This is a genomic window from Streptomyces sp. NPDC016459 (assembly GCF_040632845.1).
Classification (GTDB): Bacteria; Actinomycetota; Actinomycetes; order Streptomycetales; family Streptomycetaceae; genus Streptomyces.
Genome location: NZ_JBEYCR010000026.1, coordinates 19,957 through 40,101, shown reverse-complemented (window position 1 = coordinate 40,101; position 20,145 = coordinate 19,957). Strand labels below are relative to the sequence as shown.

Below are 20,145 nucleotides of genomic sequence, written 5' to 3'. Positions count from 1 at the left end.
ACATTGACGGAGGTCACTGTGTACAAAACATGCCTTCTTACTGCGAGGGAGAGATCACGCCCAGGGGTCAGGTTCCCATACGGGGTGGACCGTGACCGTCGCTCCCCCGCCCGGCTTCCGCGTGAGCACGACGCGGCGAGCGAGCTGCCGAAGCAATCCGTTGCGCTGCCCGTCGTCCAGTACTTCCCACCCCTCGGCCAGCGTGGCCACGATCGGCTCGTAGTCCTCCCGGTGCGGAGTCAGCTCGACCGTGGCCACCCGCTCCAGAGCGGCGGCCGTGGCCGCCTGTTGCTTCCTGATCACGTCGCGGGCTGCCTCGTACTCTCCGGGCCCGTACTCGTCCGGATTCGCGGCGCGGTCGGCGCGCAAGTTCGCGAGCGCCGCCTGGTGCTTGCTCGCTTCGGCCTCCAGGCGGGCCCGCTCCCGGGCAGCGGTCGCCCGCTGGTCGAAGAGGGGAGTGCGCGGGGTGGGCACGCTTGGCGCCGCGTCGACGCCGGGCGCCGCCTTGTCCATGACCCAGTCGCGCACGTCGTCCTCGACCTCGGTGCGCAGGACCCAGACGCCTTCACAGCCATGCCGCCCGGTGACGGCTCGTCGGCCACACGCGAAGTGGTGACCGCGGACGGACTGCATGACGCCGTCGACTTTCCGCATGCGGCTCTGGCGCGGGACGGTGCCCCGGCAGCCGCCGCAGCGGGCGAGCGCGGTGAGCAGGTGAAGCGGCTGGCGGCTCCGTGGCGGGGTCTTCTTCATGGTCTGCCGCCGGTCCTGGTACTGCTGCCACAGGTCGAGGTCGATCAGCTCTTCCTGGGCCCCGGGAACGAAGATCGCGTTGGGGCAGTTGCCGCGCTTCTCGGGTGCACACTTGCACTCGGGGTTGTGGACGCGGAGCAGGCCGGCGCAGAACCCGCTGTCCATGTAGCGGATGAGGGTCTGCGCGGTCCACAGGCCGCCGCGGACGGTGCGGTATCCGCCGGTGTTCAGGTCATCGAGCAGGGCATAGAACGCACCGCCAGCGATGTACTGCCGGTACCGGTCGGCCATGACGGGGCCAGTGACCGGGTCGGCGACATAGCGCTCTTTCTGCAGGATGAACTGTCCGGGGTGCTCAGGGTCGGCCACCCTCCTGGGGTGCCAGATGTAGCCGAACCGCGGGCGACCGGTAGCGGGCAGCTTGTCCTTGAGCCGGTGCTCGTGGGTCTCTTTCCACTGTTCGCCGGCCCTGTCCGACTCGAATGCGCCGAACTCCATGATCATGCCGCGCTGAAACCGGCCGATGGCGGTTGAGGCATCGACGGGTTCGGTCGCCGATTCGAGTCGGCCTCCGATGCTTTCGAGGCGGGCGAGGTTGATGGCGTTGCCGGTCCGGTTGCGTCCGAATCGGCTGTACCGCCACACGGCGATGCCGCGTGCTTCACGTTGCTCGACGCGCTCGATGGCGCCCATGATCTTGCGTTTGAAGTGGCGCCCAGATTCGTCAAGATCAACGATCCAGTCGATAATCCGGCGTCCGGTCCGAGCTGCCCAGGCGCTAATTGCGGCCTTCTGCAGTTCGGGGCTGATCTTCTCCTCTTTCCAGGTCGAGACCCGGACGTAGCCGATCCACGGCTCGCCCTCGTCGTCAGGGGGCGCGCCGCGGAAGGTGTCGGGGAGGGGTTTGGTCACGGAACAGCTCGATTCTCCTCGGTGAGGTACGGGGCCGACCGGCGGTGCTCGTCAAGGCTGATCACGTCGGCCGGGGAAACGCCGCGTCCACAGTGCCCGCACAGTCCGGGGGACGGCGTGGGCGGGACGTCGATGATTCCTCGGCCGACGTGATCGATCGCCTTGACGTAGCCCCGGGCCTCGGCCTGCGCTATCTGCTCGTCGGTGACTTCGTGGCTGCGAGTGATCATCACCCAGTACATGAGGGGTACCGCCGTCAGGAGCCCGAGCAGTCCAGCATCCGTGAGGGGGGCGGTGCTGGTGACCCATCCAGTCGCGCCGGTAACGAAAGCGGCAACGAACAGGGTGCCTGCGAGTGCGGGAGCGATGCGGCGGAAGGTGATCATCGTGCGGTCTCTCCTTGCTATTCGGCGGTCCTCTCTGAGGAGTCGCCGGCGGCGCGGCTGCGCTTCACGGTGTCGATGACGGCCTCGATGAGCCGGCGGTCACTCGGGTCAGTGATGCCGAGTTCGTCGAGGGCGACGTCGGTGGTGATGGGGTCGCTACCGGCAGGGGGACCGGTCCTTACACGGTTGATGTCGTCAGGGGTGAGCCATCCGGCGCCCATGAGCACAACGCTCAGGGGGTCACCGAAAAACTCGGCGAGCTGTTCGAGGGAGTCGATGGTAGGGGTACCGCCGCCGGCGAGGAGCCGGTTGAGGCTGGCTGGTGGGATGCCGCTATCTCGCGACAGCCGCGTGCGTTCGCCGCGTTCGTTCAAGCGGTAGCCAGCTTGTGTGAAGCGGCGTGTTAGCCAGTCCGCGAACTTGCGCTCTCTCGTTTCGTCCATGGATGGAACATACCGCGCGCGGAAGGATCATGGCATCGGGCCTCCGCCATCTGACCAAAATCCACACACAGAACACCCTCTCGATTGCCATCGTCGCTGATGGCGGCATGTTCGAACGCTTGGACGATTCTTATGCGTCAAGCGGAGCGTGTCAATCAGTTCGCTACACACGGCACACAGTCCATCACGTTTCACCCCCCTCCCGCCATCTTCCAACCATGGACGGAATAGGGAGTCATGGTGATAGTGTTCCTTCCGTAGACGGAACAACCGGCCGTCTACGGAAGGGCACTGACATGTACGACCGCACACAGCTCCGTTCAGCTGCCGCCCGAGCAGGCGACACCAAGACCAACGGCCGCCTCAGCGCCGCCGCCGTCGGCCGCCGCCTGGGAATCCCCCCCAACACGGCATGGCGCCTGCTCCATGGGCACGCCGCCCCGAGTGCGCCCCTGATCGCCAAGGTCGAGCGTCACTACGGCCACTACGGCATCAAGGCCCAGCACCTCCTCATCCGCACGGACACCATCCGCACGGACACCGCATGAGCGCCCCCGTCGTCACCCGAGAGCAGGCGTTCGCCAACGCACGTCGGGTCCTCGACATCGCGCTCGCCGAGGTCGCCGCCGACTACGCGGCCGGCCGCCTCTCGCCCGAGCGGGAAATGGCCGTTCGCCGCCTTCTGCGGAAGCAGCGCGCCAAGCAGGTCACCCCGCAGCCGTTCGCCGCCTGAAAACCACGAAGGGCCGCCCGGATTGCGCCCGGACGGCCCCGCTGATCCCCCGAAGGGAACCAACATGCAGACACAGGGTACCCGCCCCCTCCGCGCCGTCGAGGCGTTCCGAGGCGCCCGCGCCTACCGCCGTCAGACGGCGTTCCGCGACGACCTCGCCGCCCAGCTGCACGCCATCGCCCCCGGCGCCGCCCGCGTCCACCTGACGCCGGTCATGACCGACGTCGACGGCACCCCGCGCCGTCAGACTCTCGTGCACCTCGTCGACGCCGTCGGCTACACCGTGCAGGCCCCCCTCGGGGCGCACCGCGCTGCCCGCCGCCTGCTCGTCGAGGCCTTCCCGTCCGCCGAGTGGGACAAGCCGCTGATCTTCAACGCCGCGTGCGGGGTCCTCGTGATCAACGTGCCCGACGTTCCGGCCGAGCTGGGCATCGACACCGCGCCGGCGGTGACGGCATGATCCGGCCCCAGCTTTCCGCCGACGGTTCCGCCGTGCGCCTTCCGCTCGCCGACCGTACGGCGTCCCTCCTCGACGACCTCGCCGTCGCGTACGCCGAGGACCCGGGCGAGGTCGGCACGCTCCTGGTCGCCCACGCCGCCGCCGTGTTGTGCCTCGACCACGCCATTGCCAGCGACTCCGCCCACGACGTGGACCGCGCCATGCGGGCCGCCGAGGCGGACGGCACCCGCGAGGCCCTCCTCAGCGAGCTGCCGATCGACCACCAGTTTGACCCCCTCCTGTCCGCCGACGACTCCATCACGCTCGCGGGCCGCCTGACCCGCCTCGCGGGCCGCATCCGCAACACCCGCAAGGAGCCCCGCTCGTGACCGTCACCACCCTTCCCACCGCACACACCACCCCGCCCCTCCTGCCGCCCGTAACCGGCCCGGCCGAGGTCACGTACGAGCCTGCCCCGAACGGCGCCCCGGCCGACGCCCCCCGCGTGTTCGCCGCGATCAACTCCGTCATGCGGGACGCGATGCCTGTCGGAAAGAACCAGACGAACAACCAGCAGAACTACAAGTTCCGGGGCATCGACGACGTCATGTCGGCCATGGCGGGCCCGTTCCGTGCCCACGGGGTGTTCATCCTCCCCAGCATCGCCAGCCACAAGGCCGAGCGGCGCGGCGAGAAGATGACGCACGTGGTGATCCGGATGCGGTACCGGATCTACGGCCCGGCCGGGGACTGCCTGGTCGCGGACGTCCCGGGTGAGGCGTCCGACTTCGCCGACAAGGCCACCAACAAGGCCCAGTCCGCCGCGTTGAAGTACCTCCTGTTCACCCTGTTCATGCTGCCCGTGGACGGTCGCAGCATCGACGACGGCGACCGGCATCACCCCGAGGTGCCGACGGAGCACCGCGCCGAACGCCAGGAGCAGCAGCAGCGCCGCCAGCAGCCGCGCGGCCCGCGCCAGAACCAGCAGCCGAACCGGGGCCAGCGCCCCGCGGCCGGGGCCCCGCCCCAGCAGGAGCAGCAGCGCCGGGACTTCAAGGCCGAGGCGCACGCCGCCACGAGCAAGGCCCAGTTCGAGCAGGTCCGTGCCGAGGCCGTCAAGGCCGGCGCCCCGGCGGACTACCTCGCGGCGCTCGACGCCATTGCGGACGGGAAGCGTGCCGACGCTCGCGCCTCGCAGGCGCCGGTAAGCGGACGGCAGGAGCACTCCGCCCGCCCCGCCCCGGCATCGGACGCGACGATCACCGAGGCCCAGACCGGGGCCGCCGCCGAACAGGCGCTCCGCCTCTCCGCCTCCCGCGCCGGGTACCAGACCCTCGACGCCGACTTCGAGCGTGCCCACGGCTGCACGATCGCGCAGTCCGACCCCGCCACGCTGCACGCGTTCCGCTCGATGATCGAGAGGGCCGCACAGTGACCGCGCCGACCGAACCGCAGCTCTCCGACATCGAGCAACACCACCACGACGTGATCACCGAGCGCATGGGGATCAACCAGCTGATCGCCGAGGAGCGGGCCGCCCGGGGCGAGGACCCCCTCGGCGACATCACGGCCACCGCTCCGCCGACCCCGGCCGCCGAGATCCGGGACGCCGTAACCCGCGTCGCCGTCCTCGGTGCCCTCCTCGACCAGATCAAGCAGGCCCACAAGGACGCCCGCGCCGATGCCGAGCAGCTCCTCGAAGCGCAGTACCGGGCGACCGGCACATCGAAGACGGACGCCGTCCTCCCGGACGGAACGAAGGTCGCGAGCATCTCGCGGCGGGGTGGCGAGCGCGCCGCCGAGATCACCGACGACGCCGAGTTCATGGCGTGGGTGCGCGACACCTATCCCAGCGAGTTCGTGGTCGAGATGATCCCGATGCGCCTGGAGACCCGCGTTCAGCCCGGCTTCGCCGCGAAGGTGCTCGCCGAGGCGACCGCCGCCGGGACGGCCCGGTACGTCGACGCGGAGACCGGCGAGGTGCACGACGTGCCCGGCGTCGAGATCCGCCCGTCCCGGGCCGCCTCGCACCAAATGACGTACACGCGCACGTCGAAGGCCTCGGCGCTCACCGGCCGCGAGCTGGTCGCGCAGGCCTGGCGGAAGGGCGAGTTGGCCGCCCACGTGCTGCCCGCCCTCGCGCCCGAGCAGGCCTGACCCTCCCGTACGACGGCCCGCCCCGCCCCCCAGACCGGGGCGGGCCCCTCGACCAGGAGCACCACCATGGAACCGATCAATTCGACCGACCGCCTCGACATGCAGCGCTACACCCGCCGTGTTCCCCCCGCCGAGTTCTTCGAGACCGTCAACGCCGCCGCGCTCGCGGAAACCGTGCTGACGAAGAGAACGCCGGGACCGGACACCGTTTACGTTCTCGCGCGGAACCTCCTCGGCGCCGCCCGCGCCCTGCTCGCCGTCCGTGACGCGCTCACCGACACCCAGTTCGCCATCGCCTGCCATGTGGCCGAGGTCAGCAATGGCGAGGACCCCACCTTCGCCGACCTCCTCGCCACGCTCACGAAGGTGGGCCAGCCGGTCACCGAGGACATGCTCGCGCACGGCCGCGCCGAGCAGGCCGGGAAGTCGGTCGTCCTGTGACCGGGCTCGCCGAACGGTTTGCCGCGCGCACCCGTCTCCTCGATGGCGGACACATGGAGTGGACCGGCCCCTTGAAGGGTGGTAGGTCGACGCCCCTCATGTACGACCGGGGCCGCGACGTGACGGCGCGCGCGGTCGCGTTCCGGATCGCTACCGGTCGGGCCCCGGTTGGCTACGTGCGGGCCGAGTGCGACCACCCGGGGTGTGTCGCCCCCGAGCACATGGCTGACGCCCCCACCCGTACCAAGCTGCGTACGCAGCTCGCTCAGGTACAGGGGCGCGATCTCAGCCTTACCGAATGCGGGCGCGGCCACGCCACGGCCGTGCACCGCCAGTTCAACCCGGACGGACACCCGTACTGCCGAGCCTGTGAAGCGCTGCGGGAGCACGAACGGCAGGCCGTCGCGTGACCGGCCGCGAGCGGCTCGACCGCGCCCGCCGCCTGCTCGACACCGCGCCGCCGTTCCCGGTCCCCGGTCAGCTTCCGCTCGACCGGCCCCGGCCGACGTGCGACACCGGCAGCCCTCGGTGTGGCGCCGTCCCGGCCCGACCGTACCCGTGCGGGTGGCGCTGCGAGGCTCACCGTCCCGTCCCGCGCACTCGGCCGGAGCCGCAGCCGTGACCGTCGCCCTGGTCCCGCCGATCACCTACGGCATCGGTCACATCGGGGCCGACCCGCTCGACGTCGGCCCCCGCTACGCCCGCACGGGCGGCATGAGCCGCTGGCACCGCCCGCGCGCCGGTATCCGGTGGCCGGACGGTCGAACCGTCTACACCGTGTGGTGTGGCTACACGGTCGGCGGCCTGCGGGCGGCCCGGCCGATGCTGACCGCCGAGACCATAACGGACGGTCTGCCGTTGTGCGGGACGTGCGAGGGCCGCGCGGTCGGCGCCGGCCAGGACGAGCAGACGCCCGGCCGCCCCGAGCTGCTGTTCGGGCCACGCGGCCTGGTCCCTCCCCGGCACTGCCCCGGCTCCCGCATGGACCTGTATGCGCCGCTCCCGGGCGGCACGACCGGCCGGTGTCTCGCCTGCCAGGACACCCACTCCATTCGGGCCATGGGCGGCCCGTACGCCTCCCGCACGGGAATCGTCCAGCACCCGCCCGGCCCCGGTCTGTTCGCCCCGTGCCCGTTCCACCGCTGGCGCCATCCCCGCCGCGCGGTCCCCGGCGCCGACCCCCTTGCCTGCATGTGCGGGCGCCCCCTCACCTCCCCGCAGTAGCCCCCATATCGCCCCGGGGCGAGGCCGGACCCGATCCCCTCGCCCCGGGCGCACCGCCCCCCCGACAGGAGCACCACACCGTGACCCTCGACGCATACGACTGGGCATGGCGCCACGCCCGCTCCCGCGGGAACGCCCGGCTCGTCGTGCTCGCGGTCGCTGACAAGACCACCGGCCCCGACGCCGAGGCCAGCCTCAGCACCGCCGAGGCCATCCGCCGACTCGGCGGCGTTGGTAAGGGCGTCGCCGTCAAGGCCCTCGCCGACGCCGTCGCGTCCGGCGACATGGTCATCGCGCAGGAGACGGCGGGGTCCCGCGCGACCCGCTACCGCCTCCCCGGAGCAGTCGGCTACACCCGCCGTAGCGGTCCGGAATCCGGACCGGAAACCCCCTCCAAGGGGGGGTCCGGATTCCGGACCACAAACGGTTTGCGGTCCGGATCGCAGACCACAACCACCCCGTCTACCGGTCTGGAATCCGGACCGGTAGACCCCACCCCCCAAGACGGCTTGCGGTCCGGATTCCAGACCGCTTGTGGTCCGGAATCCGGACCCCATCACTCACCCAATGAAGGAATGAAGGAGGGAGGGAAGGAAGGAACCCCTTCCCCGCCAACCGGCAAGGTGCCCGCGTTCGCCACCGACCTTGTCGCCCGGATCACCGCCGCTCGGGTCTACCTCCCGTGGACCGACCTCGCCACCGCCGAGTGGTTCCGCCTCGACGCCATGTTGAAGAAGTCCGGCACCGACATGCTCGCCGAGCACGCCGTCGACCTCGCCGCCCGGCAGCGCGCCAAGGGACAGCCGATCAGCTCGCCCCGCTACCTGCTCAGGGCGTGGCAGTCCCTCCCGGAAGCGCCCCCGCCCGGCACCGTTCCGCCCGCCACCCCGGCCACGCCCGCCCGCGGCTCGAACGTCGTCCCCTTCCCGTCCGCCGACCGTCCCGGCCGCGCCGCCCAGGCCGCCAACTGGTACGCCGACCTGCTCGCCGAGGAGAACTGACCCGATGAACCGCCATGAAGTCGCCGCCCTGCTCGCCTACGTCGACCGCCTCGACCCCGGCCGCGCCCCCACCGACAAGGCCGCCGCCGGGGAACGGCTCATCCAGTGGGCGACCCTGCTCGAACACGTCCCGTCGGCCGCCCAGCACCCCGACGGCCGTCACTGGGACGCCTCGCGGATCGCCGTCCGGCACATCGCCACCTCGCCGTACCCGATCAAGCCCAGCGACATCGGCCGCCCGTGGGAGGCCTACCGCGCCGACGTCATCGGCCGGCACTACGACCCGGCCCCGGCCGTCGACCCCGACAACGAGGCGGCTTACCGCGCCGCACTACGCAGCACCCGGCATGCCGTCGCCGTCGGAGCGCTCCCCCCGACGCCTCAACACGCCATCGAGGGCCGCCCCAGCCCGATCCGGGCCGTCCGCGACGCCGCCGCGGCCCGCCGCCTTGCCGAACTCGGCACCTACGTGCCCCGCGAAGTCGCCGACGACCTCGCCGATTTCCGTCCCCGCCAGGCCGTGCGCGAGTCCCTCGCCGCGAACGGACTGCCCGACCCGCTCGACGTGGACTGCCCGTACGAGCAGTGCCGCGCCCGCGCGGGCAAGCCGTGCCAGGGCGGCGGAAAGCACCGGTTCGACCGCGCCCCCCACCCGTCCCGCCTCGACGCCGCCACCGTCCGCCACTACGCCCAGGAGACCGCCGTATGAGCGCCCGCCACCGCCGCCGCAACACGACCGACCGCACCCGCAACATGCGCCGCTTCGCCATCACCGGCTCGTGGGACGACAACCCCGACCGACCCGCACGATGGGCCACCCGCGACCCGAAAGAGGCCAAGAGGGTCGCCCGCAACATGGCCTCCCACGGCGGCTACGTCATCGTCGAGGAACTCCTCCCCACCGGCGTCTGGCAGACCTGGTTCGAGACCGACGGCCCCGCGCTCGTCGCAGAGCAGCGCGCCGCCGAGGCCACCCTCGCCGCCGGATGGCCGGCCGCCCCCACCGGGTACCGACCCGACGCCGACGACCGGCACCGCACCTGGCTCGTCGAGCAGGGACTCGCCGAGCACCGCCGCGCCCAAGCCCGCGCCCAGGCCGAGACCCTTGCCGCCGAGCAGGCCGCTCGTCGACGCCGCATCGCCGCCGAGGTCAGCCGCACCTCCCGCCAGCTCATGACCGCGCCCCCGGAGGCCCGGCCCGACTACCGCCGCGCCGCCCGCCACATGACCGGCGCCCAGCGATGACCGCCCCCACCCCGCTCCCCGCAGCCGCCACCGCCGTCATCCGCGCCGTCCTCGAAGACGAAGGCGTCACCGATCTCCTGTACCGGCCCGAGCAGACCGCCCAACGCGTCGCCAGAAGACTCCGCGCCGCCGGATGGGAACTCCGGGTCATCCCGCCCGAGATCACCCCGGAAACGGACACGTAGCCCTTCCAGAAAGGGGGCGGTACGGAACTCACCACCGCCGCCCCCTTCGTGATATCTTCCGACCTCGGAAGGAACATCCTTCCCTCGACAGAACAGAGAGCGCCCCGCGCTCAGCCCGCAGAGCAGGAGGCCCGAGCCCATGACCCCCGCAGAGCGATTCGCCGCCAAGGTCAACCCCGCCGGCCCCGTCAGCCTCAACCACGCCGCCCCCGGCCCCTGCCACCTGTGGACCGGCGGAGCCCGCAGCAAGCGCGCCCACGACGCCGGCCAGTACGGCGAGTTCTACGGCGCCTTCTACGTCGACGGCCGCACCGTCCGCGCCCACCAATTCGCATACGAGCAGGCCCACGGCCCCATCCCAACCAGCGCCGAAGTCGACCACCGCTGCCGCCGCCGCAACTGCGTGAACGTCGCCCACCTCGAACTGGTTGACCACCGCACCAACACCCTCCGCAGCACCGGCCCCACCGCGCTCAACGCCCGCAAGGTCCAGTGCATCCACGGCCACCCCTTCACCCCCGACAACACCCGCGTACGCGCCGACGGCTCCCGCCGCTGCATCACCTGCGAACGCACCCGCACCACCACCGAAAGGCAGGCCGCGTAATGGCCGGAGAAACCCTCATCACCCTCGCCGGAAACCTCGTCGACGACCCCGAACTCCGCTTCACCCCCGCCGGACACGGCGTCGCCAAATTCCGCGTCGCCAGCACCCCCCGCACCTTCGACAAGCAGGCCCAGGAATGGCGCGACGGCGACCCCCTGTTCCTCACCGTCAACGCCTGGCGGAGCCTCGGCGAGAACTGCGCCGAATCCCTCCAGCGCGGCACCCGCGTCATCGTCACCGGCGTACTCAAGCAGCGCTCCTACGAGGACGGTCAGGGCGTCAAGCGCACCGTCTACGAGATCGAGGCCGAGGACGTCGCGCCCAGCCTCAAGACCGCCACCGCCGCCGTCACCAAGAAGACCAGCCGGCAGAACACCAGCCAGCAGAACCAGGGCGGATACGGCCAGCAGCGCCCCCAGCAGCCCCACAACGACCCCTGGAACACCAGCACCACCGACGAGCCCCCGTTCTGACCCCACGACGCGGGCGACCGGACGCCGGCCGTACCGCGCGCGCGATGACCACCTCGACCTGACCGAGACAGGAGCAACCCCTGATGACCCGCACCCCGACCCCCGAGCCGTGCACCGACCCCCGCCACACCGGCCGCATCCGCGAGCAGCTCGGCTGCACGGGCCCGGACCCGGCCGCCCCGATCGAGGTCGGCCAGACGTACCGGCCGACGCCGTACAACGCGGCCCGCCTCCCCGACGACCGCGCCACCGTCACTCGCGTGTGGACGCCGGACGGCCAGAGCGAGCAGTCCGTCGCCTACGACATCGCCACCGTCGATCACCGCGGCCGCCCGAGCACTACCCACAGCGCCCTGGCGGAGTCCGTGTTCCGGAAGTCGTACGTCCTCGCCACGCCGGAGTCCGCCCCCGAGTCCCCGACCGACATCGTCGCTCGCGCCGTCGCCCTGCTCGACTCCCTCGACGCCGTCACTTACGCCATCGTCACCCCCGACACGGCCGACACCATCGCCGTGAAGGGCCGCACGAAGGGCATGAACGTCACCCACGGAGTTGAAGGCCTGCGGTCCCTGGCTGACGCCATCACCATCCGGGAGGCGCAGCGCCGCGCGACGGCCGCCACGGAGGCGCAGGCGTTCCGGCAGGCCGCCGACGCCGTCGAGTCCCGCAACGACGGATGCCCCGACGTCGGCACCTGCCAGCAGTGTAAGACCCGCACCGCCGAGGCCACCAAGCTGCGCGCCGCCGCGACCGAGCTGGAGGCTGGCCGATGAACACCGAGCCGACCGGCGACCACTTCACCGAGGCCGCCATCCGCCGCAACACCTACCTCGACGCCGCCCGCGAAGCCACCGAGGCCGCCAAGCTGTTCCCCGGCAACCTGGAGTGCGCCCCCGCCATCGGCGCCCTGGAGGGCCTCTCCCAGCGGTTGCAGCGCCTTGCCGCTCACCACACCACTGCCGAGCAGCCCCTCGGCCTGACGTGGGAGGCCCGAGCCGACCACGCCGTACGCCTCTACGCCCGCACCGCCATCGAGCTGGAGGACAGCAAGGCCGAGGCCGCCCGGCTGCGCGCCGAGCGCGCCGAGCTGATCGCGCAGCGCGACCGCATCGCCGACGACACGATCAAGGCCCTCATCGCCGAGGAGCAGCACCCGGCCGCCGCCACGACCGCGCAGGCGTACCGCGCCGCTGCCGACGAGATCAACGCCCTCCCCCAGGACTACGAGACCGACCCGGGGCGCGGCAATGCCGCCGAGTTCCTCCGCCGCCGCGCGACCGAGCTGGAGACCGCCGAGCAGCCCCCGGCCGACGAATACCAGTACTGCGGCGCCGCCGTCGACCAGGGCGAGAAGGGCTACGACTGCGCCCGCCCCCACGGCCACAAGGGCCGACACGCCCCGCACGCCGCGGACATCGCCCCCAGATGACCGGCTTCCTGTGCACGGTCGCGTACGTGGCGCTCGTCGTCCTGTGCGCGGCCGTGCCCCTCGGCCACCCCCTCCGCTACCGCCGCCCGAAGGACCCACGCCCGTGACCCGCCTCCACACCCTCGACCGCCGCACCGGCCGAACCATCGCCGCCCGCCAGGCCGCCGCCGAACTCCTCGCCGCCGGCCACCACGTCCACTACGTCACCCACGCTGAACAGACCTGCCTCACCGGCGAATGCCGCATCGTCCCCGCCGTCCTCGACGACCTCGCCCCCACCAAGGAGCGCGCCTGATGTCCCCCGTATCGCACGCCCTGGCCGTGCTCGTCTGCGCCCTGGTCGCCTTCTCCGAGGCCGTTGCCGGTCGCTGGTCGACGTTCGTCGCCGTGGCCGCGCTCGGCACTTCCCACCTGCTCGCCCTCGCCAAGGAGCGCCCCTGATGGGCATGTACCACTCGACCTACTTCGCCTACGGCCTTCGCATCCCCCTCGACGTCCACCCGTGGACCGAGACCGACCGGATCGACGCCGAACTCGGCGCGGTGAAGAGCCAGTGCCCCGACGTCGGCCACCTCTCGGCCGGCGACTACGACCGCGACATGTTGTTCCTGGTCACCCAGTCCGACGAGATCGCCCTCGGCGAGTACGGGCGCGCCGCCCTGGCGACGCCGGAGCAGCGTGCCGACTGGGACCGGCAGCTCCGGACCGCCGTCGACCACCTCGGCTACGGCCACCCGCAGGACCTCGAAGAGCCCGGCTGGCTCTGCATCCCCGACCTCAGCTGACCCGCCCCTCCGAAGGATCCTCGATGGCTGCGAACCTCCCCACCGTGACCCCCGTACTCCGTACGGCCGCCGAAAAGCTCCGCACCCTTGCCGCCCGCGTCGTCCACCAGGACCGCCCCCGCTGGCACCTCGGCGAGACCCTCGGCAGCAAGACCCCCGTCGTCCTCGACGCCCAGGAGCAGCCCTCCGTACTCGTCGACGTGTGGGCCGAGCGCCGCGAGGACGTGAACGCCTACCTCGCCGCGTACGCCTCCCCGCACGTTGCCCGCGCCGTCGCCGACTGGCTCGGTTGCGAGGCCGCCCTCGACGACGAGGAGCGCGGCCGGCCGTCCTGCGCATGGTGCGGCACCGACCACGCCCGCACCATCGCCGCCCTGATCACCGGAGGGACCGACCAGTGAGCCCCTACACTCGTGCCCCCGAGCGAATTGAGCGCGCCCGCGACCGCGCCGCCGCCCGCGAGACCCTCCTCGTCCTCCTCAACCGCGTGGACCGCCTCTCCCCCACCGAAGGCGCGCTCCTCCGCGAGTACGCCCTCGCCGAACTCACCGAGGCCGACCAGCTCACCCGTGCCCGCCGCGGCCTCGACCGCGCCCGCGACCGCCTCCAGCGCCGCGCCGACACCGCCGACGCGGAGATCGTGAAGATCGAGGCCGAGCGGGACCAAGCACGCGAGCAGCTCGCCCAGGCTGAGGACCGCATCCGCACCCTTCACGCCGTCGACATCGGCCGAACCCACGGTGCAGCACGCGTCACGGCCGAGCGAGACCAGGCCCTCGCCCGCCTCCTCCAGGTCGAGCGCGTCCGCGAGCGCACCGCGGAGTACTGCCACCAGCTCGCCCGCGAGGTCGACGAGCACAGGCAGGCCCGGCACGTCGCCGAGGCCGCCCTCGCCGCCATCCGCACCCCCGATGCCGCCGGGCCCCGCCACCCCGTGCACACCCTCATGGACGCCCTGCGAGGCCCCGGCATCCGCGAAGAACACGCCATCAGCCTGATTCGCGCCTACTGGCTCGCCATCACCCACAAGGAGCCGAACACGCCGTCCCCGAAGCAGCCGGTCCGCGACGAGGCCGACGCCCCTCTCTGCACCTGCACGTACGCCCAGCAGTGCCCGGCGTGCGCGCGCGACGAGGCGACCGCCCCGTGATCACCCCCGCCCAGGCCGACCACCTTCGCGCCGCGCTCCAGACTGCGGCCGACGCCTTCGCCCTCCTCGCCGACCACCTCCGCGCCGCCAGCCACCTCGCCAGAGGCGGCCGCCCCACCCGCCCCGCCTGGCAGAGCCCTTACGGCCCGCCGCCCCGCCGCCACCGCTGAACCACAGGAGCAGCCCGCCCATGACTACCGCCGCGCTCCCCGAGTACGCCCTCACCGCCGCCGCCGACCTCCGCGCCATCCGCGAGCAGTGGGGCGACCTCCTCGACGCCATCGAGCAGCGCCCCGCCGACCAGTGGCCGCCCGTCGACAACATCCGCGAGCACCTGGCGGCCGTCGACGACGAGCCGTTCATCGGCCGCGTCCCCCTCACCCTTCGCCAGCACCCCGCGCCGGCCAACCTCGACGCCCTCGACGCCGCCATCGAGACCGAACGGGCGATCTTCGCCGCCTGTGACGACACCGCCGCCCGACACCAGCGGCCCGTACGGTTCATCGCCACCGAGCGCCGAGGCCGCGACCGCTACCAGCCCGACCCCACCGACAGCGACGACCCGAACCGCTGGACCCCCGCCACCCACCACGGCGCCCGCGTCTTCCGCCCCGGGTCCCGCCGGTACGGACTGCACTGGGCCGCTGTGTGGCTGGAGGCCCGCGCCCTCGGCGAGCAGGCAGGGGACCTGTTCAGCCCGCTCGACGACGACACCCACGCCGCCCTCGCCTACACCACCCGGACCGCCCGCCGCCACATCGAGCAGGCACTCGCCCGCGCCGGACGCCGCACCGACCTCCTCGACCCGTGCCCGTGGTGCCGCGGCCTGCTCCTCGCCCGCACCGTGCCCGGCGGCGAGCCGTCCGTGACGTGCAACACCGGCGAGCCGTGCACCGCGCCCGTCGCCCTCGATAAGGGCCGGCGCGTGTGGCGTGGGGCCGATCTCGCGGCCCTGTGGGTGGCGCTGGACGCGGCTCGGATGGGTACCGCGTAACCCAACTCGACTCCGTTCGAGTGAAGTTGATTGAGTAGCCGCTTGTGTATCAACTACACAAGCGGCTACATTCATTCTGTCGGTCCTGACCCGACACCCCCGGCCGGTCCTGACCCGGCCACCACCAAGGGAGCAACCCCCGATGAACGCACGCACCACCCCGGGCAGTACCCCCGCCCACTCCACACACCCCAACGTCCTCGCCGCCCGGCACGCCCTCCACGGCAAGCTGGCCGCCGAGATCACCGACCACCACGACATCACCGACCCCGCCCCCACCGAGCAGGCCGTACGCGGCTACCTCGTCGAGCCCCGAGCGGCCGACCGGATCGCCGTCTATTGGCTGGAGAAGGGCCGCGCCGTACGCCGCGACACCTGGCGCGGCAACGTCCTCGACCGCCTCGCCGACCACTTCACCCGCATGGGCTGGACCGTCGAACCGATGATCCGCACCTCCCTCTGCCTGCACGTCCACCGCCCCACCGAGGCCGCCCCCGAGACGCTGCTCACCGAGTGGGAACGGGACCTGCTCGCCACCAACGTGGACAACATCCCGCAGCGCTACACCACCGCCGACGAGAACGCCGCCGTCGAGGCCCACCCCTCCGACACCGAGATCCACCACGCCATGCAGTTGATCACCGAGGCCGAGGCCACCGACGGCACCTGGCGCGGCGAGTGGATCGGCGACCAGCCGACCATCTGACCCCACCCGGCCCGCCCCACCCCCGGGGCGGGCCCATCTGTAACCAGGAGCAGCACGAATGGACACCACCCCGAACCGCAAGCAGCCGAACGAGCCGAGCGTCGACGCCCAGGAGGCCGCCATCGTCGAGTACGTGCGCCGCAACCCGAACCCCAACGGCCCGACCGTTGCCGAACTCCGCGACCACATCGCCGCCGGCCTGGAGAGCGCCGACAACTTCCAGCGCGGCATCCTCCAGGCCTTCATCGAGACCCTGGACAACTACTCGGACGAATGGGCCCGAACGGACGAGGTCACCCGGAGCCCCCTCCAGGGCTCGAACGACCCGCGATGGGCGGAACACGTGACTTCGATCGCGCGAAACTTCCCCGTCGAACAGCGCCCGGCCGTCGCCGCCCTGCTCCAGATCCGACGGGACCGTGAAACCGGCGAGGAGGCGGTTAAGCAGACGCCGGAGATGATCCGAACCGCCGACGCGGCGAAGGTGCCCGTACGCGATATCGCCGCTCTCCTCGACATCACGACGTCGTACGTCTACTCCGTTCTCCGCAGGCCGAAGGGCAAGTAACTACCCCTCCAAGAAAGCGGGCCCGCCCCGGCTTCCTGACGGCCGAGGGCGAGCCCTGACCACGACAGGAGCAACCCCCGTCATGGCTACACCCACCCTAACGGTCGAAGAGCGGCGCACCCGAGTGCACCAGCTGCACAAGGCTGGACACTCCAACCGTGCCATCGGCCGTGAGCTCGGTATCCACCACGTCACCGTGGGGCGCATCCTCAGCGCCACCCCTGCACCAGAGGCCGCACCACCCGCCCCCACCAGCGGTGACGCTGGCGTACCGCCCATGCACTTCAACCTGACGCGCGAGCTGATCCAAGACCTCAACGTCCTCGCCGACAAGAAGAGCGGCGACCTGCCCGCACCACTGGTGCGCGCCATCCACGCCGCCGCCGACCGCCGCCGCGCGGAGTGGATGCACCAGCTGCACCAGCTCGCCACCACCTCGGCGCAGCCGTAGCGCCACCACCTCCCGCAGCCCCGGCCCGCACCCGCGCGCCGGGGCTTTCCCATACCCCTCCCCGACCGCGCCCCCGCCCGGTAGGTTCACGTGGTCGCCACACAAACCACACGGAGCCCGCCATGTCCCAGCCCCCGCCGTACGGCCCCCAGCAACCCCCGCCGCCCGGATGGGGACCCCCGCCCGGCCCGCTCCAGCCCGGCCCCTACGGCCCCCCGCCCCCGAAGAAGGGCATGGGCGCCGGCGCGATCGTCGCCATCGTCCTCGGCAGCATCGTCGGCGCGATCGTCCTCCTCGGCATCGTCGGCGCGCTCATGACCGACGACCCGAAGGACACCACCACCACGGCCCCGACGACCACCCCCACCCCGAAGCAGAGCAGCAACACCCCGAAGAAGAAGACGCCGGCCCCGGCCGACGCCCCGGTCACCATCACCGCCACGCCCACGACCTTCAAGCCGTCCGTGCTCCACGACGGCGGCGACTTCACCAGCGTCAAGGTGACCATCTCGAACCGCGGCGACGAGAAGATCGACATCAACCCCCTGTACGTCACGATCACCGACACGACCGGCGCCAAGCACACCGCCGAACTCGGCCTGGACACGAACCAGATGGACACCGTCGACCTCGCCCCCGGAGAGAACATCACCGGCGTCATCACCGGGAAGGGGAAGTTCACCCCGGCCTACGTGACCTACACCGAGGGCATGTTCGGCGACGGCGTACGAGGCGACGTGAAGTGATCCGCCAGCGTCCGGACGCCGAGCGGCCCGCGCGCGGGAACGAGATGGACGCCGTTACCGTTCCGTGATCTAATCGGAGGCGACCCCGGCGTGCCCGGAATCGGACGGCCGCCTGTCGGTGGGAAACCTCGACACCCGCGTATGCGGCTCAAGTCGGCCGACGGCTCCGCGCGGCGCACCCGGAACGAAAGCCCCGCCACTCACCCCCCCCCCGGTGGCGGGGCTTTCGCATGCCCACGCGTGCCGCAGAGGCCCGCCCGTGAAGCCCTGAGGAGCCCGCCATGGACCCGTACGACATCGAGCACCGGTTCGCGTTCCACGCCGCCACCACCGACGAGAAGCGCGACGCTCACGGCAGCATCCGCCAGGAGTGCCGGCGCCTCGCCGACCACATCAACGAGACCTGCCCCGACGGCCGCGAGAAGTCCCTCGCGATCACCGCCATCGAGGAGGCCATGTTCTGGGGCAACGCCGCGCTCGCCCGCGCGTCGTAGCCCGCCGAGACCGCCCTCGGCGAGGAGGTGAGTCGTGGCCGCCCGACCCATCACCGAGAAGGACCGGAAGCAGGTCCGCGCACTCCACGCCGAGGGCCTCAGTCGCAACGCCATCGCCCGCAAGCTCAGCCGCTCCCCCTCGACCGTGTCGAGCATCGCCACCGAGCTCGGCCTGTCCTTCGACCGCGCCGCCGAGGTTGTCGCCGCCACGAACGTCCGTAAGGCCGACTTGGCCGCGCGGCGCGCCGCCATGGCCGAGACGCTCCAGGACGTAGCCGAGCGCGAGATCGGCAAGATGACGCAACCCCACCTGTACTTCGAGTGGGGCGGCAAGGACCACGACTACGACGAGCGGTGGCAGCCCGAGCCGACCCCGGCCGACCGGCGCACCATGATGGCCACCGCCTCGGCCGCCCTCGACCGCTCCCTCAAGCTTGTCCCCCCGAAGGACGACGGCGCCGCCGAATCCCGCTCGGTGATCGGCGACCTCATGGCCGGCCTGCTCGGTGACTACGTGGCGCACCACGGCGCGCCCCCACCCGAGCCCGACGAGACCGACCCCGGGGGAGGTGGCGCCGATGAGGACGCCCCTCCCCCTGTCCCGTAAGCAGGTCGACTCCATCGTCGAGGCGCGCGCCTTCCAGAACATCTGGGAAGGCTCCGTGCGGTCCGGGAAGACGATCGCCAGCCTGCTCGCGTGGCTCGCGTTCGTGTCTGACCGGCCCGCCGGCGGCGAGCTGGTCATGGTGGGCCGCACCCGCGACAGCCTCGCCCGCAACGTCTTCGGCCCGCTCACCGACCCGACGATCTTCGGGCCGCTCACCCGGGACATCCACTACACCAACGGCGCGCCCACCGCGTCCGTCCTCGGCCGTACCGTGCACTGCCTCGGCGCCAATGACGCCCAGGCGGAACCGAAGGTCCGCGGCCTCACCTGCGCGGGCGCGTACGTCGATGAGCTGACCACCCTCCCCCGCACCTTCTACGACCAGCTGAACGCCCGCTGCTCGATCGAGGGCTCGAAGATCTACGGCACGACCAACCCGGACAACCCGCAGCACTGGGCCAAGCAGGAGTACCTACTCCGCCCCCGCGAGACCCGGCTCAAGAGCTGGCATTTCGTCATGGACGACAACCCCGGGTTGTCGGAGGCGTACAAGGCGAGGACGAAGGCCAGCTATCGCGGTCTCTTCTACAAGCGGAACGTCCTCGGGCTCTGGGTCATGGCCGAAGGCGCGATCTACGAGGCGTGGGACGAGGCCGAGCACGTCGTCGACACGCTGCCCCCGATGCGCCGGTACTGGCTCGGCATGGACTACGGCACGGTCAACCCGACGTCCGTGATCCTCCTCGGCCTCGGCGACGACAACCGCCTGTACGTCTGCGCGGAGTGGCGCCACGACTCCCGCAAGGCCATGCGGCAGCTCACCGATGCCCAGTACTCCGAGGCCATCGGTGCGTGGCTCCGCGACCTCGGCATTCGGCCCGAGTGGTCGTTCATCGACCCCTCCGCCGCCTCGTTTATCGCGCAGGCCTTCGACGACCGGTCGCTCCCGAACATCGCCCGCGCGCACAACGAGGTCGTCGACGGCATCCGCTCCGTCGCCTCCCTCCTCGCCGCCGGCCTGCTCCGCGTCCACCGCTCCTGCACCGGCCTCATCGAGGAGATGCCCGGCTACGTGTGGGACGAGAAGGCCGCCGAGCGTGGCGAGGACAAGCCCGTCAAGATCGCTGACCACTCCGTCGACGCCCTGCGGTACGCCGTGCACTCCACCGCCCACGAGTGGCGCCACCTGCTCACCCTTGCCGCGTAAGGAGACCCC

General features: G+C 71.7%; 34 protein-coding genes. 31 read left to right on the top strand and 3 right to left on the bottom strand.

Annotated elements, in window-relative coordinates:
- Positions 1-54 precede the first annotated feature (54 nt).
- The 3 genes from ABZ567_RS31410 to ABZ567_RS31400 are packed head-to-tail and all read right to left on the bottom strand — an operon-like array spanning position 55 to position 2,494.
- Positions 55-1,665, bottom strand: a complete 1,611-nt coding sequence (locus ABZ567_RS31410; protein ID WP_360796592.1) for a recombinase family protein — start codon at positions 1,663-1,665, stop codon at positions 55-57.
- Complete coding sequence (locus ABZ567_RS31405; protein ID WP_360796590.1) at positions 1,662-2,051, bottom strand: hypothetical protein; 390 nt, start codon at positions 2,049-2,051, stop codon at positions 1,662-1,664. The genes ABZ567_RS31410 and ABZ567_RS31405 overlap by 4 nt, the downstream gene beginning before the upstream one ends.
- 17 nt (positions 2,052-2,068) lie before the next feature.
- The gene (locus tag ABZ567_RS31400) at positions 2,069-2,494 is read right to left on the bottom strand and encodes a helix-turn-helix transcriptional regulator (RefSeq protein ID WP_360796587.1); all 426 of its coding nucleotides are present in this window, start codon (positions 2,492-2,494) and stop codon (positions 2,069-2,071) included.
- Positions 2,495-2,790: 296 nt separating this feature from the next.
- On the opposite strand from ABZ567_RS31400, the gene ABZ567_RS31395 reads away from it, so the two are divergent.
- The 31 genes from ABZ567_RS31395 to ABZ567_RS31245 all read left to right on the top strand — a co-directional run bounded on the left by ABZ567_RS31395 (position 2,791) and on the right by ABZ567_RS31245 (position 20,136).
- Positions 2,791-3,042 carry a hypothetical protein gene (locus tag ABZ567_RS31395; RefSeq protein ID WP_360796584.1) on the top strand — a complete coding sequence of 84 codons (252 nt, stop codon included), beginning with the start codon at positions 2,791-2,793 and terminating at the stop codon, positions 3,040-3,042.
- A complete protein-coding gene (locus tag ABZ567_RS31390; protein ID WP_360796581.1) occupies positions 3,039-3,227 on the top strand; it encodes a hypothetical protein in 189 nt (62 codons plus the stop codon). Before ABZ567_RS31395 ends, ABZ567_RS31390 begins: the two co-directional genes overlap by 4 nt.
- A gap of 64 nt (positions 3,228-3,291) precedes the next feature.
- Positions 3,292-3,687 (top strand): hypothetical protein, encoded by a 396-nt coding sequence (locus ABZ567_RS31385; protein WP_360796579.1) that lies wholly within the window; start codon positions 3,292-3,294, stop codon positions 3,685-3,687.
- Positions 3,684-4,055, top strand: coding sequence for a hypothetical protein (locus ABZ567_RS31380; RefSeq protein ID WP_360796576.1), 372 nt, complete (start codon positions 3,684-3,686; stop codon positions 4,053-4,055). The genes ABZ567_RS31385 and ABZ567_RS31380 overlap by 4 nt, the downstream gene beginning before the upstream one ends.
- Positions 4,052-5,101, top strand: a complete 1,050-nt coding sequence (locus ABZ567_RS31375) for an ERF family protein (RefSeq protein WP_360796573.1) — start codon at positions 4,052-4,054, stop codon at positions 5,099-5,101. The genes ABZ567_RS31380 and ABZ567_RS31375 overlap by 4 nt, the downstream gene beginning before the upstream one ends.
- Positions 5,098-5,823 (top strand): hypothetical protein, encoded by a 726-nt coding sequence (locus tag ABZ567_RS31370; protein WP_360796570.1) that lies wholly within the window; start codon positions 5,098-5,100, stop codon positions 5,821-5,823. Before ABZ567_RS31375 ends, ABZ567_RS31370 begins: the two co-directional genes overlap by 4 nt.
- A gap of 66 nt (positions 5,824-5,889) precedes the next feature.
- Positions 5,890-6,264, top strand: coding sequence for a hypothetical protein (locus ABZ567_RS31365; RefSeq protein ID WP_360796568.1), 375 nt, complete (start codon positions 5,890-5,892; stop codon positions 6,262-6,264).
- On the top strand, positions 6,261-6,674 hold the full coding sequence (locus ABZ567_RS31360) for a hypothetical protein (protein WP_360796565.1): 414 nt from the start codon (positions 6,261-6,263) through the stop codon (positions 6,672-6,674). The genes ABZ567_RS31365 and ABZ567_RS31360 overlap by 4 nt, the downstream gene beginning before the upstream one ends.
- A 208-nt stretch (positions 6,675-6,882) precedes the next feature.
- Complete coding sequence (locus ABZ567_RS31355) at positions 6,883-7,488, top strand: hypothetical protein (protein ID WP_360796562.1); 606 nt, start codon at positions 6,883-6,885, stop codon at positions 7,486-7,488.
- A gap of 575 nt (positions 7,489-8,063) precedes the next feature.
- Positions 8,064-8,489, top strand: coding sequence for a hypothetical protein (locus tag ABZ567_RS31350; protein WP_360796559.1), 426 nt, complete (start codon positions 8,064-8,066; stop codon positions 8,487-8,489).
- Between the two features lie 4 nt (positions 8,490-8,493).
- Positions 8,494-9,198, top strand: coding sequence for a cell surface glycoprotein (locus ABZ567_RS31345; RefSeq protein WP_360796556.1), 705 nt, complete (start codon positions 8,494-8,496; stop codon positions 9,196-9,198).
- A complete protein-coding gene (locus ABZ567_RS31340) occupies positions 9,195-9,734 on the top strand; it encodes a hypothetical protein (RefSeq protein ID WP_360796554.1) in 540 nt (179 codons plus the stop codon). Before ABZ567_RS31345 ends, ABZ567_RS31340 begins: the two co-directional genes overlap by 4 nt.
- Complete coding sequence (locus ABZ567_RS31335) at positions 9,731-9,919, top strand: hypothetical protein (RefSeq protein ID WP_360796552.1); 189 nt, start codon at positions 9,731-9,733, stop codon at positions 9,917-9,919. Before ABZ567_RS31340 ends, ABZ567_RS31335 begins: the two co-directional genes overlap by 4 nt.
- Positions 9,920-10,058: 139 nt before the next feature.
- Complete coding sequence (locus tag ABZ567_RS31330; protein WP_360796549.1) at positions 10,059-10,526, top strand: HNH endonuclease signature motif containing protein; 468 nt, start codon at positions 10,059-10,061, stop codon at positions 10,524-10,526.
- Entirely contained in the window at positions 10,526-10,999 is a 474-nt protein-coding gene (locus tag ABZ567_RS31325; protein ID WP_360796546.1) for a single-stranded DNA-binding protein, read from the top strand. Before ABZ567_RS31330 ends, ABZ567_RS31325 begins: the two co-directional genes overlap by 1 nt.
- An 83-nt stretch (positions 11,000-11,082) precedes the next feature.
- Positions 11,083-11,772, top strand: a complete 690-nt coding sequence (locus ABZ567_RS31320; protein WP_360796543.1) for a hypothetical protein — start codon at positions 11,083-11,085, stop codon at positions 11,770-11,772.
- Positions 11,769-12,428 (top strand): hypothetical protein, encoded by a 660-nt coding sequence (locus ABZ567_RS31315; RefSeq protein WP_360796540.1) that lies wholly within the window; start codon positions 11,769-11,771, stop codon positions 12,426-12,428. Before ABZ567_RS31320 ends, ABZ567_RS31315 begins: the two co-directional genes overlap by 4 nt.
- A 103-nt stretch (positions 12,429-12,531) precedes the next feature.
- A complete protein-coding gene (locus tag ABZ567_RS31310) occupies positions 12,532-12,723 on the top strand; it encodes a hypothetical protein (RefSeq protein WP_360796538.1) in 192 nt (63 codons plus the stop codon).
- A complete protein-coding gene (locus ABZ567_RS31305) occupies positions 12,723-12,869 on the top strand; it encodes a hypothetical protein (RefSeq protein WP_360796535.1) in 147 nt (48 codons plus the stop codon). Before ABZ567_RS31310 ends, ABZ567_RS31305 begins: the two co-directional genes overlap by 1 nt.
- A complete protein-coding gene (locus tag ABZ567_RS31300) occupies positions 12,869-13,213 on the top strand; it encodes a hypothetical protein (protein WP_360796533.1) in 345 nt (114 codons plus the stop codon). The genes ABZ567_RS31305 and ABZ567_RS31300 overlap by 1 nt, the downstream gene beginning before the upstream one ends.
- 23 nt (positions 13,214-13,236) lie before the next feature.
- Positions 13,237-13,614, top strand: coding sequence for a hypothetical protein (locus tag ABZ567_RS31295; protein ID WP_360796530.1), 378 nt, complete (start codon positions 13,237-13,239; stop codon positions 13,612-13,614).
- A complete protein-coding gene (locus ABZ567_RS31290; protein WP_360796528.1) occupies positions 13,611-14,363 on the top strand; it encodes a hypothetical protein in 753 nt (250 codons plus the stop codon). Before ABZ567_RS31295 ends, ABZ567_RS31290 begins: the two co-directional genes overlap by 4 nt.
- Positions 14,360-14,533, top strand: a complete 174-nt coding sequence (locus tag ABZ567_RS31285; RefSeq protein WP_360796525.1) for a hypothetical protein — start codon at positions 14,360-14,362, stop codon at positions 14,531-14,533. Before ABZ567_RS31290 ends, ABZ567_RS31285 begins: the two co-directional genes overlap by 4 nt.
- Positions 14,534-14,553: 20 nt before the next feature.
- Positions 14,554-15,357, top strand: coding sequence for a hypothetical protein (locus ABZ567_RS31280; protein WP_360796521.1), 804 nt, complete (start codon positions 14,554-14,556; stop codon positions 15,355-15,357).
- 142 nt (positions 15,358-15,499) lie between these two features.
- Positions 15,500-16,063 carry a hypothetical protein gene (locus tag ABZ567_RS31275; protein ID WP_360796518.1) on the top strand — a complete coding sequence of 188 codons (564 nt, stop codon included), beginning with the start codon at positions 15,500-15,502 and terminating at the stop codon, positions 16,061-16,063.
- Positions 16,064-16,121: 58 nt separating this feature from the next.
- The gene (locus ABZ567_RS31270; protein ID WP_360796516.1) at positions 16,122-16,631 is read left to right on the top strand and encodes a hypothetical protein; all 510 of its coding nucleotides are present in this window, start codon (positions 16,122-16,124) and stop codon (positions 16,629-16,631) included.
- Between the two features lie 82 nt (positions 16,632-16,713).
- Positions 16,714-17,082 carry a helix-turn-helix domain-containing protein gene (locus tag ABZ567_RS31265; protein WP_360796514.1) on the top strand — a complete coding sequence of 123 codons (369 nt, stop codon included), beginning with the start codon at positions 16,714-16,716 and terminating at the stop codon, positions 17,080-17,082.
- A gap of 122 nt (positions 17,083-17,204) precedes the next feature.
- Entirely contained in the window at positions 17,205-17,828 is a 624-nt protein-coding gene (locus ABZ567_RS31260) for a DUF4352 domain-containing protein (RefSeq protein ID WP_360796511.1), read from the top strand.
- A 281-nt stretch (positions 17,829-18,109) separates the two neighbouring features.
- Entirely contained in the window at positions 18,110-18,322 is a 213-nt protein-coding gene (locus ABZ567_RS31255) for a hypothetical protein (protein WP_360796508.1), read from the top strand.
- 34 nt (positions 18,323-18,356) lie between these two features.
- A complete protein-coding gene (locus tag ABZ567_RS31250; RefSeq protein WP_360796505.1) occupies positions 18,357-18,929 on the top strand; it encodes a helix-turn-helix domain-containing protein in 573 nt (190 codons plus the stop codon).
- On the top strand, positions 18,901-20,136 hold the full coding sequence (locus ABZ567_RS31245; protein WP_360796502.1) for a PBSX family phage terminase large subunit: 1,236 nt from the start codon (positions 18,901-18,903) through the stop codon (positions 20,134-20,136). The genes ABZ567_RS31250 and ABZ567_RS31245 overlap by 29 nt, the downstream gene beginning before the upstream one ends.
- Positions 20,137-20,145 lie beyond the last annotated feature (9 nt).

Coding starts and splice junctions, on each gene's coding strand:
- ABZ567_RS31390 (WP_360796581.1), top strand. CDS start 3,039: ATGAGCGCCCCCGTCGTCACCCGAGAGCAGGCGTTCGCCAACGCACGT.
- ABZ567_RS31260 (WP_360796511.1), top strand. CDS start 17,205: ATGTCCCAGCCCCCGCCGTACGGCCCCCAGCAACCCCCGCCGCCCGGA.
- ABZ567_RS31335 (WP_360796552.1), top strand. CDS start 9,731: ATGACCGCCCCCACCCCGCTCCCCGCAGCCGCCACCGCCGTCATCCGC.
- ABZ567_RS31300 (WP_360796533.1), top strand. CDS start 12,869: ATGGGCATGTACCACTCGACCTACTTCGCCTACGGCCTTCGCATCCCC.
- ABZ567_RS31405 (WP_360796590.1), bottom strand. CDS start 2,051: ATGATCACCTTCCGCCGCATCGCTCCCGCACTCGCAGGCACCCTGTTC.
- ABZ567_RS31345 (WP_360796556.1), top strand. CDS start 8,494: ATGAACCGCCATGAAGTCGCCGCCCTGCTCGCCTACGTCGACCGCCTC.
- ABZ567_RS31255 (WP_360796508.1), top strand. CDS start 18,110: ATGGACCCGTACGACATCGAGCACCGGTTCGCGTTCCACGCCGCCACC.
- ABZ567_RS31365 (WP_360796568.1), top strand. CDS start 5,890: ATGGAACCGATCAATTCGACCGACCGCCTCGACATGCAGCGCTACACC.
- ABZ567_RS31320 (WP_360796543.1), top strand. CDS start 11,083: ATGACCCGCACCCCGACCCCCGAGCCGTGCACCGACCCCCGCCACACC.
- ABZ567_RS31380 (WP_360796576.1), top strand. CDS start 3,684: ATGATCCGGCCCCAGCTTTCCGCCGACGGTTCCGCCGTGCGCCTTCCG.
- ABZ567_RS31395 (WP_360796584.1), top strand. CDS start 2,791: ATGTACGACCGCACACAGCTCCGTTCAGCTGCCGCCCGAGCAGGCGAC.
- ABZ567_RS31325 (WP_360796546.1), top strand. CDS start 10,526: ATGGCCGGAGAAACCCTCATCACCCTCGCCGGAAACCTCGTCGACGAC.
- ABZ567_RS31270 (WP_360796516.1), top strand. CDS start 16,122: ATGGACACCACCCCGAACCGCAAGCAGCCGAACGAGCCGAGCGTCGAC.
- ABZ567_RS31265 (WP_360796514.1), top strand. CDS start 16,714: ATGGCTACACCCACCCTAACGGTCGAAGAGCGGCGCACCCGAGTGCAC.
- ABZ567_RS31245 (WP_360796502.1), top strand. CDS start 18,901: ATGAGGACGCCCCTCCCCCTGTCCCGTAAGCAGGTCGACTCCATCGTC.
- ABZ567_RS31295 (WP_360796530.1), top strand. CDS start 13,237: ATGGCTGCGAACCTCCCCACCGTGACCCCCGTACTCCGTACGGCCGCC.
- ABZ567_RS31340 (WP_360796554.1), top strand. CDS start 9,195: ATGAGCGCCCGCCACCGCCGCCGCAACACGACCGACCGCACCCGCAAC.
- ABZ567_RS31280 (WP_360796521.1), top strand. CDS start 14,554: ATGACTACCGCCGCGCTCCCCGAGTACGCCCTCACCGCCGCCGCCGAC.
- ABZ567_RS31350 (WP_360796559.1), top strand. CDS start 8,064: ATGAAGGAGGGAGGGAAGGAAGGAACCCCTTCCCCGCCAACCGGCAAG.
- ABZ567_RS31305 (WP_360796535.1), top strand. CDS start 12,723: ATGTCCCCCGTATCGCACGCCCTGGCCGTGCTCGTCTGCGCCCTGGTC.
- ABZ567_RS31315 (WP_360796540.1), top strand. CDS start 11,769: ATGAACACCGAGCCGACCGGCGACCACTTCACCGAGGCCGCCATCCGC.
- ABZ567_RS31400 (WP_360796587.1), bottom strand. CDS start 2,494: ATGGACGAAACGAGAGAGCGCAAGTTCGCGGACTGGCTAACACGCCGC.
- ABZ567_RS31275 (WP_360796518.1), top strand. CDS start 15,500: ATGAACGCACGCACCACCCCGGGCAGTACCCCCGCCCACTCCACACAC.
- ABZ567_RS31385 (WP_360796579.1), top strand. CDS start 3,292: ATGCAGACACAGGGTACCCGCCCCCTCCGCGCCGTCGAGGCGTTCCGA.
- ABZ567_RS31330 (WP_360796549.1), top strand. CDS start 10,059: ATGACCCCCGCAGAGCGATTCGCCGCCAAGGTCAACCCCGCCGGCCCC.